This is a genomic window from Parabacteroides sp. ASF519, assembly GCF_000364265.2.
GTDB lineage: Bacteria > Bacteroidota > Bacteroidia > Bacteroidales > Tannerellaceae > Parabacteroides > Parabacteroides goldsteinii.
This window is the reverse complement of sequence record NZ_AQFV02000006.1, coordinates 4,926,855-4,942,245: the sequence shown is the minus strand read 5'-3', so window position 1 is coordinate 4,942,245 and position 15,391 is coordinate 4,926,855. Positions and strand designations below refer to the sequence as shown.

The 15,391-nt window shown below is 42.3% G+C and carries 9 protein-coding genes; 8 read left to right on the top strand and 1 reads right to left on the bottom strand.

Annotated features, from left to right (window positions below):
- The first annotated feature begins 202 nt into the window (after positions 1–202).
- The 8 genes from C825_RS19820 (at position 203) to C825_RS19785 (ending at position 14,707) form a co-directional block, all read left to right on the top strand.
- Positions 203–793, top strand: a complete 591-nt coding sequence (locus tag C825_RS19820; RefSeq protein WP_010799862.1) for an RNA polymerase sigma-70 factor — start codon at positions 203–205, stop codon at positions 791–793.
- A 71-nt stretch (positions 794–864) separates the two neighbouring features.
- Complete coding sequence (locus tag C825_RS19815; RefSeq protein WP_010799861.1) at positions 865–1,380, top strand: FecR domain-containing protein; 516 nt, start codon at positions 865–867, stop codon at positions 1,378–1,380.
- Positions 1,340–1,849, top strand: a complete 510-nt coding sequence (locus tag C825_RS19810; protein WP_154278286.1) for a FecR family protein — start codon at positions 1,340–1,342, stop codon at positions 1,847–1,849. The genes C825_RS19815 and C825_RS19810 overlap by 41 nt, the downstream gene beginning before the upstream one ends.
- 82 nt (positions 1,850–1,931) lie before the next feature.
- Positions 1,932–5,450 carry a TonB-dependent receptor gene (locus C825_RS19805; protein ID WP_010799860.1) on the top strand — a complete coding sequence of 1,173 codons (3,519 nt, stop codon included), beginning with the start codon at positions 1,932–1,934 and terminating at the stop codon, positions 5,448–5,450.
- A 12-nt stretch (positions 5,451–5,462) separates the two neighbouring features.
- Positions 5,463–7,244, top strand: a complete 1,782-nt coding sequence (locus C825_RS19800; protein WP_010799859.1) for a RagB/SusD family nutrient uptake outer membrane protein — start codon at positions 5,463–5,465, stop codon at positions 7,242–7,244.
- A gap of 163 nt (positions 7,245–7,407) precedes the next feature.
- Complete coding sequence (locus C825_RS19795) at positions 7,408–8,664, top strand: Gfo/Idh/MocA family oxidoreductase (RefSeq protein WP_010799858.1); 1,257 nt, start codon at positions 7,408–7,410, stop codon at positions 8,662–8,664.
- A 59-nt stretch (positions 8,665–8,723) separates the two neighbouring features.
- Positions 8,724–12,179 (top strand): DUF1080 domain-containing protein, encoded by a 3,456-nt coding sequence (locus C825_RS19790; RefSeq protein WP_010799857.1) that lies wholly within the window; start codon positions 8,724–8,726, stop codon positions 12,177–12,179.
- 152 nt (positions 12,180–12,331) lie between these two features.
- Entirely contained in the window at positions 12,332–14,707 is a 2,376-nt protein-coding gene (locus tag C825_RS19785) for an ATP-binding protein (RefSeq protein ID WP_010799856.1), read from the top strand.
- Positions 14,708–14,716: 9 nt separating this feature from the next.
- Here C825_RS19785 and upp read toward each other — a convergent pair whose 3' ends face one another.
- Positions 14,717–15,370, bottom strand: a complete 654-nt coding sequence (gene upp / locus C825_RS19780; RefSeq protein ID WP_007652949.1) for a uracil phosphoribosyltransferase — start codon at positions 15,368–15,370, stop codon at positions 14,717–14,719.
- Positions 15,371–15,391 lie beyond the last annotated feature (21 nt).

Genomic DNA, 15,391 nt, shown 5'->3' with positions numbered 1-15,391 from the left:
TTTTGATAGTCCAAATCTTTCAACAATGAAATCTGACAATAAATTCAAAACAGATTCTGAATATTTTTTATGCAACCTTTATTTTTATTTATTTTGATATTACCTTTGTCAGGCGTACTAAAAACGTAGAAGTGTTATATATTATCCAGTATGCTTCACGCTACTGCAAACTTAGAGCTTTCTTTATAAATTGAATATATTTATGTTTGATGTTTCTTTATTAAGTCAGTTAAGAGAAGGGAACCGTGAGGCTTTCAACAGCTTGTTTCGTCATTACTATCCCCGTGTTATGGCGTATGTCGCAGCTATGGTGGAACAGGAAGTGGCGGAAGATGTCGTTCAGGATGTTTTCTTGCATGTTTGGGAAAATCGAAAAAAGCTATACGCCGGAGAAGGGTTTCATTCTTATCTGTTTCAGGCGGCTTATACCCGCTGTATTGATTATTATAGAAAAACACAGTCAGCCGACAAGTATAATCTTCATATGGAGGGCGCATATCTGGAAGAGTATAATGCCTTATTACGTTCAGATGCGTCTGTCCTGGAAGAAATTTATTCAAAAGATTTTTACGAGCAACTACATAATTTACTGGAAAAATTGCCAACCCAGCGGCGTGAGGTATTTATTCTTACTTATATTGAAGGCTTAAAGGCAAAGGAAGTATCCGAGCGTCTCCAAATCCCACAGCGCACGGTAGAGAGTCATATTTACCTGGCGATTAAGTATCTTAGGGCACATTTATCTAAAAATGATTTCTACATATTATCTCTTCTTTATTTTTTTCGTCAGTGAAATTAAAAAAAATGAATGATTGCTTCGTAGTTTTTACCTCTCATACGTTTAGCTTGTATAAAAGATGAAAAATGGAATTTGATTACGGACTTTTGGCAAAATACCTGGCAGGAAATATCTCTTCCGATGAAATGCAGAAGATGGAGGAGTGGAGTAACTTGTCACAGGATAATAAAAAGATATTATCTGAAGTGGTGCGTCTTCGTGTTTCCTATAATATGATGTATTATAAAAGTTCGGACCATATTGAAAAGGCTTTGGAAAAACTGAATGTGAAGATCAATCGTTCCAACCGTTTTAAGTTAATGCGTAACGTGTTGCAGTATGCTGCCGTCTTTTTGATATTGTTTTCCTGTTTTTATGGGGGCTATGAATATTTAAAGCCTGAAAAATATATAAGTATTGTGGTCAAACCCGGGCAAGACGTGAAAAAGGTCGTGCTTGCTGACGGAACGTCCGTTTGGTTGAAGGGTGGATCGACATTGAAATACCCGGAATCTTTCTCTGACGAGAATCGTCAGGTCTCCTTGCAAGGAGAAGCTTTCTTTGAAGTCTCAAAGAAAGCAGAAACAATTTTCTCTATTTAATGTCTTTACCGGATATGTGAATATCCAGGTAAAAGGTACTTCTTTTGATGTAAAGACCGATGTAGAAAATAAAAGAGTAGAGGCTGTTTTAGTCAGCGGAGAAATAGAATTGCTGGATGCGAACCGTAATAAACTGCTGGATGTATCCCCCGGAGAAAAAGTAACTTATAACCAAAACAAGAATGAATATACTACAGAAACTGTCGATGTGAATATTCTGACAGCCTGGCGACTGAGACAGTTTGTCTTTGAAAACGCGACCCTGCGTGAAATAGTCAATAAACTATCCGTAAAATTTAATGTAAACATAAATATCGAGTCTTCAGCTCTTGCACAACGTAAATTCCGGTGTGTGATTAATGATGATGAAGAGTTGGTTGATATCCTGAAATTATTGGAATACCTGGCTCCAATACATTATAAGATAGAAGAAAACGAAGTTTTCATATACGAACAATTTAAAAAGTAATGCCTATGAGAAAATGATTGAAAAAACTGACACACACAGAAATGTAACTAAAAAATAGTACTAACATTATTAAATCACATGTATGATTAAAAAAGTTTCTATTGCTACATTAGCAATGTTTTTGACTTCTGCATCGCCCGCCATGGCGATAAGCGATGCGCATTCTTTGTATGTGAATCTGGAACTGACGTTGAATAGCACAACGGTCGGTGCAGTTATACAGAGTATCAGTGAACAAACCGGATATGAATTTTCTTATGACGAAGCCTTGTTGAATAAGAAAATCTCCAACGTATTTGTTAATTTTAAAAATGAACACATCGAAAAAGTGCTCAAAGAGGTTTTTAAGAATACCGGTATTTCTTATAAGATCGTAAATAACCGTGTGTTTTTAAAAGATAATAATGTAAAGAAGAATGTTCGGACAGTAGAACAGCTGATCGTAAATGAAATTCAGCAGAATAAAAAGAAGATATCAGGTGTTATTGTCGATGAGGAAGGGACACCGGTTATCGGTGCAAACATTACTCTTGAAGGAAACAAAGGAGTCGGAACGGTGACGGATGCCGAAGGTAAATTCATCTTGAGCGAGATTCCGGCCGGGGCGACTTTGCTTGTTTCTTATATCGGTTATTTGGAACGGAAAGTACAGGTGGAGGATGGTAAGAGTTCTTATCAGATTACATTGCATGAAGATACCCAAAAACTGGATGAGGTAATCGTTATCGGATATGGTGTAGAGAAAAAGATAAATATGACCGGTGCTATTACAAATGTAAAAACAGAGGAGTTATCTAGCATTTCGACTACCAACTTATCTAATACTTTGGCGGGGCGTGCACCGGGATTGACAATTGTCGGTAGTTCCGGTTTCATGGGAGCAAGTTCGGAAATCCGTATGCGTGGCGGATTCGGTGACCCGTTATTTGTTATCGATGGAATCATTCGGGACAAGGCGGCATTCGATGCGCTTGAATCGAACGAAATCGATCAGTTGAGCTTCTTGAAGGACGCTGCGACAGCTTCTGTTTATGGTTCTAAAGCCGGTAATGGCGTTGTCCTGGTAACGACTAAGTCGGGCGCGGATAGCATGGGGAAACCTAAATTTGAATATCAGGGATCATATACGTTCAACAGACCTACCCGCAAGCTGTTCACGGATGATATGAGCGCTTACAAAGAGTTGGTGTATCAAAATTTAGTGGCTGAGGCTAACGGACTTGCCCGGCCTAACAACGATGAAGAGATGGAGTATGCCAAGACACATGATTATAATGTGAATGATCTGATCTGGCAAAATCCATGGAATACAAAGCATTCTATTAGTGCGACAGGTGGTACGGAAAAAGTCAAATACTATGTTTTAGGTAGTTTTATCAGGGAAGAAGGATCTTATAAGAATCTGGAAAATAATAAATATTCATTTCGATCCAATCTGACAGTGAATCTGAGTAAATATATATCCTTGAATGCGAATGTTTCCGGTTATCAGAAAGATGACAGACGCTTTAATTGGTCTGGTAGTGGTGATGACAGTGAGGATATATTCGACTTTTACAGAACTACGTTTAATTGTTTGAGGACGGTTCCGTCTTATGCGTATCTGGATGGTACTCCGGCAAACGAAAAGACTGATTATCCTATTTATCCGGATGTCAGTAATTTTAAAGGTTGGAATGTCGCAGATGTGATATTGGGTGATCGTTATATCAAAACCCGCAGACGTAATGTAAATGGTATTTTATCATTAAACATCGATTTGAGCAAGCTTTTACCCGGATTATCAACCAAAGTAACCGGAAATTACATAATCAATGACTATGCCCGCAAGAAATATCTTACTCATCAGAAGGCCTACAATTTTCAATCGGCTGATCCTAATAACCGTTTTGTTCCGGGACCGCTGGATTTGAATAAATATAATATCTTCACGTTTGGTTCCAATTATGAGAATCTGACTTATGGTTCCCGCCAATTCTGGAATGAACAGTTTGACTGGACGGTGAATTATAAAAATAAGTTCGGTAAGCATGAAGTAGGCGGAATGATCACTTTTGAGCAGGCTCAAAGTCAGGGTGAAGCCATCTATGCAACAGCGAATGATCCGCTGACGGCTTATGACCAATGGTTCGTGTTTTCAACCGATCCGGAAAGACGGACGGTTTCAGTAAATGAATCGGAGAACTTAGGTTCGCATTTGTCGTGGATCGGACGTGCTACATATAATTATGATTCCAAGTATATAGCAGAGTTCTCATTCCGTTATGATGGAAATAATAAGTTTCCTAAAGAAAGCAGATGGGGCTTTTTCCCCTCGGCCTCACTTGGATGGCGTATCAGTAAAGAAGCCTTTATGGAGAGCGCTTCTAATTGGCTTGACGACTTAAAAATACGTGCTTCTTATGGTACAACCGGTAACGATTTGAATACATCGAATGCGTCGATTGGATATTTCCAGTATATAGAAAGATATACTTCCGGTAGCAGTTATATGTTTGGAAACGGATTGGCAAACGGTATACAGACAGGCAGTATGCCGACTTATAATTTGACCTGGGCTACTTCATCGACTATCAATGGTGGTTTGGATTTTACCTTTTTGAATAATCGATTGAGTGGAACAGTTGATGGGTTCTACAGAAAGGAAACCGATATTTTAGGTTCAAGAACATCTACTTTGCCAAGTACTTATGGGGCATCGTTGGCTCCTGAAAATTATGCTGAACGTTCATGGAGAGGTGGTGAAGTGACGCTGGGTTGGAGAGATAAGGCTAAACATGGAATAAATTATTCTCTTTATATGAATATCGGTTACTCGAAAGATCGTTGGGACGTATTGGATGAATCGGTGATTTATATGACTGGTAACCTGAAAGATTTGTCTTTGGTCGGAATGTCGGCCGGGCGTATCACGGGGTTGAAAGTCGATCATTTGTTGACCGATCAGGCGGAAGTAGATGAATTGATTGCCAAAGGATTCAAGCAGTATGGACGCGATCCGTATCTTGGCGGTCTTTTGTTCCAGGATACCCGTGGTGATGGTTATGCTCCGGGGCCGGACGGAAAGATTGATGGAAATGACGCGTATAACTTGTTGTCCACAAACGGGACTCCCCGTATTAACTATGGTTTCGGTGGTAGCTTCAGTTGGAAGGGTATTACTATTGATATGCATTTTCAGGGTGTTGGCAACTATGACCGGTTGGTCGGATGTGAGGCAACCCAGGGCATACCGCAGTATGGTGGTAACACTCGTCCGTATTATCCTATCTGGACAAGTGATAAATGCTGGAGTCCGGAGAATCCTGATGGTATTTATCCCCGTGTAATCGGTAAGAACCAGTATGAATCAGGTTATGGTAATACTGATTTCTGGATGCGGAATGGAGCCTATGTTCGTTTAAAAAACCTGAATGTAGGATATGATTTGCCTATGGCTGTTCTTCGTCCATTAGGATTGACTCGTGCCCAGGTATTTATGAATGCAACTAACTTATTTTCTATCTCGGCGATGAATGAGTTCATGGACCCTGAACAGAAATACTATGATTCATTCCCTTTGATGAGATCATTTACATTCGGACTTAACTTCTCATTCTAAAATTAAAAAAATATGAAACTGAATAAAATAAAACAATTATCGATTGGTTTGGCAACTATATTGCTGGTCAATGGATGCAATAGTTTGGATATCTCGAACTTGTGGAACTATGATGCAGACCTGGTTTGGAATGATGACAACTTAGCAACTGCTTATGTGACTGATCTCTATGGCGATATCTTTAGCGGTTGGTCTACAAGTGCGGATAATACAGCTGAGCAGCAAACGGGTATTCCGTTTATGTTGAGTACTATTACAACGTCGGGTAGTGGTTATAAACGATGGAATTATACCAATATCCGTAATATAAATTTAGGACTTGAGTATCTGGCAGAGGGAGGATGTACCGAATCTGTTAAGAATAGCCTGACGGGACAAATGTTGTTTATGAGAGCATATCAGTATGGTGAAATGGTTGTTTATCATGGAGGTATGCCGTATATTACAAAAGCCCAGGATAAGGATGAAGATGATTTGTATGTGACTCGTACTTCCACGGCAGAGTGTTTTGATTTAATAATTAAGGACCTGGATGATGCTATTGCGTTGCTTCCGGCCAAAGCAACCGGTAACGATTATGGGCGTATAGACCAGTGTTTTGCTAAGGCTTATAAGGCAAAGATGTTGCTCTATAAGGCTTCTCCGCAGTTTAACCCAAGTAATATGTATGATAATAAATATTGGAACGAAGCTTATACGGCGGCGAAGGAGGCATACGATTTCTGTATAGCTCAGGGGATTAAACTGACTGCGAATTATGCAGATAACTGGTTGGTGGACGGCAACTCCGAGGTCGTTTTTCCTATTATCTATAGTAATCCGGATAAAACGGCCAATTGGGAAAACACGATTCGTCCCTCTTCTTTGAGTCGTAGTAATGCCGGTAATACTCCGACCTGGGATATGGTAAAAGCGTTTCCGATGTTGGATGGAAAGCGGTTTGATGATCCGGCCGGTAAATATTATGCAGGTGCTGAATCTGACTTTTTACAGAAATTCTGGCAAAATCGGGATCCCCGATTTGAGGATTGTATCCTGTATAATGCGGATTTATATCCGGTGTCGGGAACGGCTTCAGGATATCGCCAATATACTTCGGTCGGTATAGCTGTCAGAGAAGATTCATATGGAATCAATCCCAATGTGGGCAGCACTGCTACACAGAATGATGCTATTAGCGGCATGTATGTGCGTAAAGGATCTGATTTGTCTTTGAGTCAGGATTTGGTATCTACGTATGATCATGATTATCCGTTTATGAGATTGGCTGAAGTCATGTTTATCTATGCGGAGGTGGCCAATGAAACGGACCATCAGGATGTGGCTGTAGATATGCTGAAGCAAATTCGTAAACGTGCAGGTATCGAAGCCGGCGAAAATGGGTTGTATGGATTGAAAGTTGCTAATCGTGAAGAGATCCGGCAGGCTATTCTTGATGAACGCAATGTAGAATTATGTTTTGAAGGGCATCGTTTTATGGATCTTCGTAGAACCCGTAATATGATGCAGTTAAACGGACTGCAAAAATATGGAGTCGAGGCCATTGCTATCAATGAAGACGGTTCAGAAATGGATATTGCCGAAGCTACCCGGAAAGCCAAGACATATTCGTTGACTCCCGATAATTTTAAATATATTCTTAGAATGGTGCCGATCAGTGCCATAGCCGAGAATAAATTTTTGATTCAGGAATCGTATTATTTTTTCCCGATCCAGGAAAGTAAAATATTGGAAAATCCTAATCTCGAACAAAATAACAATTGGGGAGGAAAGTTCAACCCGACTATGGAATGAACAGTCTTGAACGATTATGTCATAAAAACTCGTAAATATTTGCGAAAATTATGGGATAAATAATATCTTTGTGAGACGTTAGGAGGCAATTAATCTTTCTAACGTCTTTTTTAAGCGGAAAAAATCAATAAAATTGCTAATCAATATTATATTAATTTGTACTATGAGAACAAACAGAAGGGACTTCCTTAAAACCCTTGGAGGAATTGCGGCCTTTACGATTGTGCCGCGCCACGTGCTTGGGAAAGGCTTTATCGCTCCAAGCGATCAGTTGACTAAAGGTATTATCGGTACAGGCGGGATGGGACGCGGTCACGTGAACTATGCCGGAACGCGCCTGGTGGCCGTTTGTGATGTTGACAAGAAACATCTTGAATTAGGAAAACAATTGGTAAAGGAAAAAATTGCCGCTTATCATGACTTTCGCGATTTGATTCTGGACCCGAACGTAGATATCGTACACATCGCTACACCTCCTCATTGGCATGGAATCATGTCGGTAGAGGCTGCCAAGGCGGGAAAAGATATCTGGTGTGAAAAGCCGATGACACGTACGATCGGTGAAGGTAAACGGGTGATGGAAGCGGTGAAACAGAACGGACGTATGTTCCGTCTGAATACCTGGTTCCGTTTTGCTGACCCTTTCTATGGATTGGGTACTCCCGTTAAACCGTTGAAAAAACTGGTTCAGAGCGGTATGCTCGGCTGGCCGTTGAAGGTGACGATCAGTAAACATACCGGTTTCGACTGGAAGTTCTACTGGGTAGGTAAAGAATATCTCGAACCGCAAACAGTTCCTTCCGAACTGGATTATGACATGTGGTTAGGTCCGGCTCCTTATAAACCTTATAATGCACACCGTGTTCACGGTACTTTCCGCGGATACTGGGATTATGACGGCGGCGGATTGGGAGATATGGGACAGCATTATATCGACCCGGTACAGTATTTCCTCGGAAAAGACAATACAAGCCCTGTGAAAGTGGAAGTGGATGCTCCGCAACAGCATCCGGATGCCGTAGGAACATGGCGCTCTATTACCTATACCTATGATGACGGTTGCCAGATCGTCCTTTGGGGTGGCGACTTCGGAGATCCTAATACTCCGTATATCTCTGGTCCGAACGGTAATGTCTATAAGAATTTTGTATGTGATATCCCTGATTGGGAAAAGAAACTGGCCGATTATCCGGAACCTGAACCTCAGGTGACAGACTTTATCGAATGTGTGAAAACACGCCAGCCTTTTGCCCTGAATGAACGGAATGGCTTCCGCTCGGCTACGATCGTGAATATGGGTGCTACGGCACTTCGTCTGAATCGTACATTAGAGTTCGATCCTGTGAAACTGGAATTTATCAATGACGAGGCCGCTAACCGTCTGCTGGATCAGCCGATGCGTTCACCCTGGAACATTTGATAATTAATAATTGAAAATTGAGAATTGAAAATTAGGGGAGAATTATAAAATTATAGACAATGAGAAAAGCATATATATCGATTGCCAGCTTGCTATTATTCGGCAGCGTACTGATGGCCCAATCTCCGGCGAACCGTACAGCTAAAACAATTGCGGCTGACGTATTGGCACAGATGCCTGCTGAGAAACAGGCTGAATACAATAAAATGATCAATGACCTGAAAGGTACCGGCGAAGAAGGGGTACTGATGTTGGTCAACATGATAAATGCTCCCGGAAAGGGAAGCAATGCACAAGTGGATTACGCGTTGAGCGGCCTGACCCATTATGTGATGGCGAAAGGGGAAGAAAGCGCCCGTTTGGCTACGGCTAACGCTTATCTGAAAGCGCTTGACCTGGTGACTGAACGCGAAACGAAAGCGTTTATCATCCGCCAGTTACAGATATTGGGACAGGATGAATGTATCGATGCGTTGTCGGCTTACCTGGGTGATGAAAGTCTGAGTGGCCCGGCTTCACGTGCACTGGCTGCTATCGGTTCTGAAAATGCCGGCAAAGCGTTGAAGGCTGGTCTGATGCGCCGTATGGGTACTCCGAAGACACAAAAAGATATCATCGTAGCAATCGGCGAAGCGCAGGTGGCTGATTCGGAAGAATTGCTGAAGGCGCTGCTGGGTTCGGGCGATGAAAGTATGCAAAAGGCTGTCCTGCACTCATTAAGCCGTGTGGGAAGCAAGGCTTCCATCAAAGATATGGCTGAAGCTGCCGCCGCATCGGGTTACACAATGACCAAAACGAATGCGAACGAAGCCTATATCGCTTTATTGAAACGTGTTGCCGCACAGGGCGATGTGAAAGAAGTGGAAAAAGCGGCCAACGACCTGCTGAAGAAAGCTACCAAGGCTAATCAGACGCAGACCCGTGATGCTGCTTTGCAAATCCTTCTGTCACTGAAGAAAGAAAACAGTACCAAATTGCTGCTTTCCGCTTTGAAGGATGGCAATAAGGAATATCGGAATGCTGCATTGAACTTTGCTTCCGACTTTGCCAATAAGGAAGTTTATATCGAAGTCATGAAAGCAATGCAGAAGGCAAAACCGGAAGTGAAAGTCGATATTATCAACTGGATCGGCCGTGAAGCCAAATGCCCGTCAAAACATGATGTGATCAAGAGTTTGGAACTCCGTTTTGACCTGACTGCCATGCAGGTGCTGCTGGCTCAGTTGAAAGACAGCAACTTCGACGTAAAACAGGCAACCGTATGGACATTGGTGAAGATCGGTGACAAGCAGGTGATACCTGTGCTTGCTGAACTGCTGACCAGCGACAATAAAGATGTAATCTTGCTGGGACAGGATGCCTTGGCTGCATTCAATGGTGATATCGACCAGGCTGTTGCCCGTGCCATTCCGTCTGCTACGGATGCCGGTAAGATTGCCGGTGCTGAGTTGTTGGCGATGCGTAAAGCGACTGCTAACCTGACTACAGTGCTCGAACTGATCAAGTCCGGTTCACCGGAAGTGAAAAAAGCTGCTTATACAGCGTTGAAAGATGTTGTGTCGGAAGGCGATCTGGTTAATTTGTGCGGTATGCTGGAAACAGCGGATGCATCGGCCGTTGCTCCGATCCAACAGGCTGTTATCTCTGCTATTTCTTCCATGTCTCCTGCGAAACAAAAAGAAACGATCACCCGCCGTATGCTTCAGGCTGGCGAGAGCAAGAAATATTTGTATTATATCGTTCTGGCGACAACCGGTGAGAAAGATGCATTGGCTACTATCGTAGACGGTTTCCATAAGGGATCGGGCGCTGCTCGCGATGCTGCTTTCGAAGCGTTGTTGAACTGGAAAGGTATTGAGGCTGCCGACGAATTGTATGCTATCTGTAAAGATGCTTCTTCTTCTGCTTATTTGGATCGTGCATTGAAAGCATACGTTAAGCTGGTTTCAAATCCTGCATTTACAGGTGAGAATCGTCTGCTGAGTTTGCGTAAAGCGATGGAAGTGGCAAAGACAGATGAACAGAAAAATATAATTCTGAAACAGGTTGAACGGACAGGCACCTTCCTGGGTATGCTCTATGCCGGCGAATTCCTGAATCAGAAACCTGTTCAGCAGGCTGCCGCCAATGCTGTTATGAATATAGCTTTGGGTAATAAGGAATATTATGGAGCCAATGTACGTGAATTGTTGAACAAGGTAATGCAGGTACTCGACAATCCGGATGCCGGTTATCAGAAGGAAGCTATCAAGAAGCATCTGGCTGAAATGCCGCAGGGAGAAGGTTTCATTTCTATCTTTAACGGCAAAGATTTGTCGGGCTGGAAAGGATTGGTACAGAACCCGATTGCCCGTGCGAAAATGAAACCGGCCCAGCTGGAGAAAGCTCAGGAAAAGGCTGACGAGATTATGCGTAGCGGCTGGAGTGTGAATGATGGTATGCTTGTCTTCAACGGTAAAGGTGATAACCTGTGTACGGATAAACAATATGGTGATTTTGAAATGTACGTAGACTGGATGCTTGATCCCGCAGGTCCTGAAGCCGATGCCGGTATCTATTTGCGCGGAACGCCTCAGGTGCAGATCTGGGATACTTCACGTGTGAATGTGGGTGCCCAGGTAGGTTCAGGTGGTCTGTATAATAACTCGGTAAATGAAAGCAAGCCGTCTAAAGTGGCTGATAACAAGCTGGGCGAATGGAACAGCTTCTATATCAAGATGGTTGGTGACCGCGTAACAGTTATTCTGAACGGAGAGAAGGTGGTGGATGATGTGATCCTTGAAAACTATTGGGATCGCAAGCAGCCGATCTTCCCGGTTGAACAGATCGAATTGCAGGCTCATGGCAGCAAGGTTTACTACCGTAATATATATGTAAAGGAACTGGAACGTAAAGAACCTTACAAATTATCTGCCGAAGAACAGAAAGAAGGTTTCAAACTATTGTTTGACGGAACAAATATGCATCAGTGGACTGGTAACACGGTAGATTATACGATGGAAGACGGTTGTATTTCCATGATACCGAGCAAGAGCTATGGTGGGAACCTGTATACAAAGGACGAATTCGGGAACTTTATTTATCGTTTCGAGTTCCAGCTGACACCGGGAGCCAATAACGGAGTCGGTATCCGTACTCCGATGGAAGGTGATGCCGCTTATGTAGGTATGGAAATCCAGATTCTGGATTGTGAACATCCGATCTATAAGAATATTACCAAATATCAGCATCATGGTTCTGTTTATGGCATCATCCCGACGAATGCCGATCACCACAAAGCGTTTAAGCCTGTCGGTGAATGGAATGAGGAAGAGATTGTTGCAAACGGAGATAATATCAAGGTGACAGTTAATGGTGTAGTGATATTGGAAGGTAACATTCGCGACGCTGTAAAGAACGGTACTCCTGACGGTAAGGAACATCCGGGCTTGTTCAATAAGAAAGGACATATCGGGTTCCTGGGACATGGTTCTCCTGTGAAATTCCGTAATATCCGTATAAAAGAATTGAAATAACAGACTATATAGTCTGAAAGGAAGCGGGGATTGGTTTTTACTGGTCTCCGCTTTTTTGTGTGAATCTTTGAAAACCGTTGAATATAAACAGAAATAAAATTTGCTGGTCTGATTTATTATAACGAATTTTGTTGCTTACTAGTATTAAAAAAATGGATACAGCTCAATATAAATTATTGCTGGACACGGCGCAAGTCGGTTGGTGGGAAATTGACTTTGATAAGAGAGTCTATATATGTTCGGATTATCTGGTCAGTTTGTTGGAACTGAAAGATAAAATTATTCCGACCAGAGATTTCCTCCAGTTGATACGTGAAGATTATAGAGCCCGGATTGCCAATGAATTTGCTTATTTCAGGGAGGTCGGTATTTACGAACAGATATTTCCGATCAAGACTTGTTATGGCTTTAAGTTTGTTCGTTCTAAAATTTGCAAGCGGGAGATCGAACCTTCCGGACGTGTTTATGTGTTAGGCATTCTTCAGTTGGTGCCATATAGCGAGGAAGAAACGAATAAACCGGCAACGGAAGGCAGCCAGGTAGATGGTTTGTTAAGGCATTTGGGGAGTATTTCGCGTGCCTTACATTCTTTTATCCAGACAAACGATTTGGTTGAATCTATCCAGTTGGTGCTGACTGAAATTCTCTTTTCGATCGATACAAAGGGGCGTGCCTGTATCATGGAATACAGTGATGACAAGCAGACGCTTAGTTGTACGTATGAAGTTTGCAGCAAAGGTGTTGCCGCTGTCCGTTCCTCATTGCAGAATATACCGGTCTCCACGCTGGTTTGGTCGACACGGAAAATACGGAATCTTTATCCGGTGATGATAAACAATCTGAACGAGTTGCCGGAAGATGCGGAATCTGAAAAAATGTATTTGCAGAAGAGAGGAGTGCTTTCGTTTGTTCTGATTCCTTTGATCATAAAGAAAAAAGCTTTGGGATATATCGGGATCGATATTGTAGATAAATATCGCATATGGACGCTGGAAGACTATCAATGGCTTTCGTCCATCGCCAATATTATCAGTATTATTACAAAAATGGCGAGAATCAACGAAGCGCTCGACCATAGTGGAAAGTTGTTGCGTAATATTTATACGAATATACCGGTCGGCATAGAGTTGTATGATAAGGACGGATATCTTGTCGATATGAATAATAAGGATGTAGATATTTTTGGACTCGGTTCGAAAAAAGAGGCCCTAGGTGTTAACATCTTTGATAATCCTCAGATTCCCCCTGATGTACTGGAAAAGATGAGAAAGAGGAAACCTGTCTCTTTCCGCCTGACTTATTCTTTTAGCGATATTATATCCAATGGGTATTATCCGACGAAGAAAAACGGAGTTATAGACTTGATAACTAAGGTTAGTATGCTTTATGACAGTAAAGGTGAACTGATCAATTACCTATTCATTAATCTGGATAATACGGATAAGATGGTCGCTTATAACCGTATTGAGGAGTTTGAATATTTCTTCACCCTGGTTAGTCATTATGCGAAAGTAGGATATGCCAAATTCGATTTGCTGACACGTGAAGGATATGCCATCAGCCAGTGGTATCAAAATCTGGGGGAACAAGATGGCACGCCGTTGGAGCAGATTATTGGTGTATATAGCGCCGTGCATCCGGAAGACCGTAAAGTGATGATGGACTTCTTTGACCGGGTTAAGAGAGGGGAGGCAACCAGTATCCGCAAGGAATTGCGTATCAAGACGGATTCCGGTTGGAAGTGGATACGCGTAAATGTGATGCGTAACCCTCAGTCGAATGATCCGGATAAACTGGAAATGATCTGTGTGAATTACGATATCACGGAATTGAAAGAAACTGAACAACAGCGTGAAAAGGCAGAAGAACTGGATCGCTTGAAGTCTGCTTTCCTGGCAAATATGAGCCATGAGATCCGAACTCCGCTGAATGCGATTGTCGGCTTTTCTACTTTACTGGTCGATACGGATGATAAAGAGGAACAGTCGCAGTTTGTAGAGATTATTCAGAAGAATAATGAACTTTTGTTGCAGTTGATCTCTGATGTGCTGGATCTGGCTAAGATAGAAGCGAATACAATTGAGTTCAAACCGAGTCGTATTGAGCTCAAAGAATTTTTGGATGATCTGGTTAAGTCGCTGAGTATCAAACTTCATGAGGGGGTTGTGCTTGGCAGTCAGCCGGATTTGTCGCCTTGTACTTTTGATTTCGATCCTGTGCGCCTGAACCAGTTGTTTTCCAACTTCATAAACAATGCGATCAAGCACACGGATAAAGGTTCTATCATGTTGGGTTATGAAATAAAGCCTGATGAAGTTGTCTTTACGGTGACGGATACGGGAGAGGGGATGAGTGAAGAAGTGCAGGCTCATGTCTTCGACCGCTTTTATAAGGGAAATGACTTTAAGCAAGGTACAGGGTTGGGACTTTCTATCTGCAAAAGTATTGTCGAACAGCAGAAAGGAAAAATCGGAGTAAGTTCTGAGCCCGGAAAAGGTTCCTGCTTTTGGTTCTCCTTACCCCGATAAAATATTCTTTTATTCTTTTTCTCCGTAAGCAAGATCTCCGGCATCTCCCAGGCCGGGGATGATGTAGGAATGATCGTCCAGTTCGTCATCCAGTGCGGCGATCCAAATCGTTGTTTTGTCATCCGGCATTTTTCTTTGCAGATATTCTATTGCCTGTTTGCTGGCGATGATGGAGGCCACATGGATATGCGAAGGATGTCCTTTGGTCAACAATGCTTCATAGGCCAGTTCCATGGAACTTCCGGTGGCTAGCATCGGGTCGGTGATGATCAATGTTTTCTCTGTCAGTCTCGGGGATGCGATATATTCGATGTGAATGTCAAAGTTCAGACGGTCTTTATATTTGCGATAGGCAGAGACAAAGGCATTTTCGGCATAATCGAGATAGCTTAAAAATCCCTGGTGATAAGGAAGTCCTGCACGTAATATCGTACTGATTACTATCCGGTCGTCGGGTGTATTCATCGGTGCGACTCCTAAAGGGGTTTGAATATCTTTTTGGCTGTAGGCAAAATCTTTGCTGATTTCATAAGCCATGATTTCGCCGATGCGTTCAATGTTTCTACGAAAACGAAGGCTGTCCTTCTGGATATTTACATCTCTAAGTTCGGATACGAACCTGTTCAGTATGGAGTTTGACTCTCCGAGATTAACTATTTTCATGTGTATTATATTGTATATGCA

Bases quoted from the DNA above. Each gene is read 5' to 3' on its own strand.
- C825_RS19820 (WP_010799862.1), top strand. From the start codon at position 203: ATGTTTGATGTTTCTTTATTAAGTCAGTTAAGAGAAGGGAACCGTGAG.
- C825_RS19815 (WP_010799861.1), top strand. From the start codon at position 865: ATGGAATTTGATTACGGACTTTTGGCAAAATACCTGGCAGGAAATATC.
- C825_RS19805 (WP_010799860.1), top strand. From the start codon at position 1,932: ATGATTAAAAAAGTTTCTATTGCTACATTAGCAATGTTTTTGACTTCT.
- C825_RS19800 (WP_010799859.1), top strand. From the start codon at position 5,463: ATGAAACTGAATAAAATAAAACAATTATCGATTGGTTTGGCAACTATA.
- C825_RS19795 (WP_010799858.1), top strand. From the start codon at position 7,408: ATGAGAACAAACAGAAGGGACTTCCTTAAAACCCTTGGAGGAATTGCG.
- C825_RS19790 (WP_010799857.1), top strand. From the start codon at position 8,724: ATGAGAAAAGCATATATATCGATTGCCAGCTTGCTATTATTCGGCAGC.
- C825_RS19785 (WP_010799856.1), top strand. From the start codon at position 12,332: ATGGATACAGCTCAATATAAATTATTGCTGGACACGGCGCAAGTCGGT.
- upp (WP_007652949.1), bottom strand. From the start codon at position 15,370: ATGAAAATAGTTAATCTCGGAGAGTCAAACTCCATACTGAACAGGTTC.